This is a genomic window from Streptomyces silaceus, from assembly GCF_001419745.1.
In the GTDB taxonomy this organism is placed as follows: Bacteria; Actinomycetota; Actinomycetes; order Streptomycetales; family Streptomycetaceae; genus Streptomyces; species Streptomyces silaceus.
The window spans coordinates 1-1,240 of record NZ_LIRJ01000731.1 but is presented as its reverse complement, the minus strand read 5'-3'; the positions used below and the strand labels follow the sequence as shown (position 1 = coordinate 1,240).

Annotated in this window: 2 protein-coding genes; both read left to right on the top strand. The window is 76.5% G+C overall.

Translation table 11 applies throughout. The annotated features are described in order from the left end of the window. Positions 1-1,000: ERAP1-like C-terminal domain-containing protein (locus AOK22_RS39075; protein ID WP_208606516.1), on the top strand; the 1,000-nt coding region annotated here is incomplete at its 5' end. Between the two features lie 137 nt (positions 1,001-1,137). Next, a partial coding sequence (locus AOK22_RS41220; protein WP_157872447.1) for an NmrA family NAD(P)-binding protein occupies positions 1,138-1,240 on the top strand: 103 nt, incomplete at its 3' end.

The following is a 1,240-nucleotide window of genomic DNA, read 5'->3' as shown; positions in this document are numbered from 1 at the left end:
GCCCCCCACCGCCCGCGACGGCGGCCGCCCCGCCCTGATCGTCCCCAACGACCAGGACCTCACCTACGCCAAGATCCGCCTCGACGACGCCTCCCAGGAAACCGCGCTGCGCGGCCTCTCCGGCGTCCCCGACGCCCTCACCCGCGCCGTCCTGTGGAACAGCCTGCGCGACATGGTCCGCGACGGCGAACTCGCCCCCGCCACCTACCTCCGGGCAGCCCACGACCACCTCCCCGAAGAGAGCGACCTCGCCATCGTCCAGGGCGTCCTCTCCTTCGCCGCCACCCACATCGCCGACCGCTACGCCACCCCCGAGGAGCGCCCCGCCGCCCTCGCCACCCTCGGCGACCTCTGCCGCAACCTCATCCGCCGCACCGAGGACGGCTCCCACCCCGGCCTGCGCCTGACCGCCGTCCGCACCGCCATCGACGTCGCCACCCAGGCCGCGCCCCTCCAGGCCTGGCTCGCCGAGGGCACCGTGCCCGGCGGCCCCGAACTCGACCCCGAGCTGCGCTGGCGCGTCCTCGCCCGGCTCGCCGCCCTCGACGCCACCGACGAGAGCGCCATCGCCGCCGAACTCGACCGCGACCCGAGCGCCACCGGCCAGGAAGGCGCCGCACGCTGCCGCGCCGCCCTGCCCGACGCCGCCGCCAAACGCGCCGCCTGGGACGCCATGTTCGGCTCGGACGACCTGTCCAACTACCTCTTCGCCGCCACCGCCCAGGGCTTCTGGCAGCCCGAACAGGCCGACCTCGTCCGGGAGTACGTCCCCCGCTTCTACGAGGACGCCGTCGCCCTCGCCGCGCGCCGCGGCCCCGCCATGGCCGAGGCCGCCGGACGGTACGCGTTCCCGCTGCCCTTCGTCGACACCGACACCCTCGAACGGGGCGAGCGGTGCCTGCGCGACGCACGGCCCACCCCCGCCCTGCGCCGCAAGCTCGCCGACCAACTCGACGACCTCGCACGGGCGTTGAGGGTGCGGAAAGGCAGCAGGTCCTAGGTCCTGAGGACGGGGACCAGCGGCCCGGCCGCTGGTCCCCGACGACGATCCGGCGACCGGCACCCCCGGCCTAGGCTCGATCGGGAGCCGGGCCGGGCCCGCCGGTCCGGCCGCCACCAGGCCCCCAAGGAGCCCCTGTGATCGTCGTGACCGGAGCCACCGGCAACGTCGGCCGTGCCCTCGTCGGCCGGCTCACCGCCGCCGGCACCCCCGTCCGCGCCCTCACCCGCGACCCCGCCC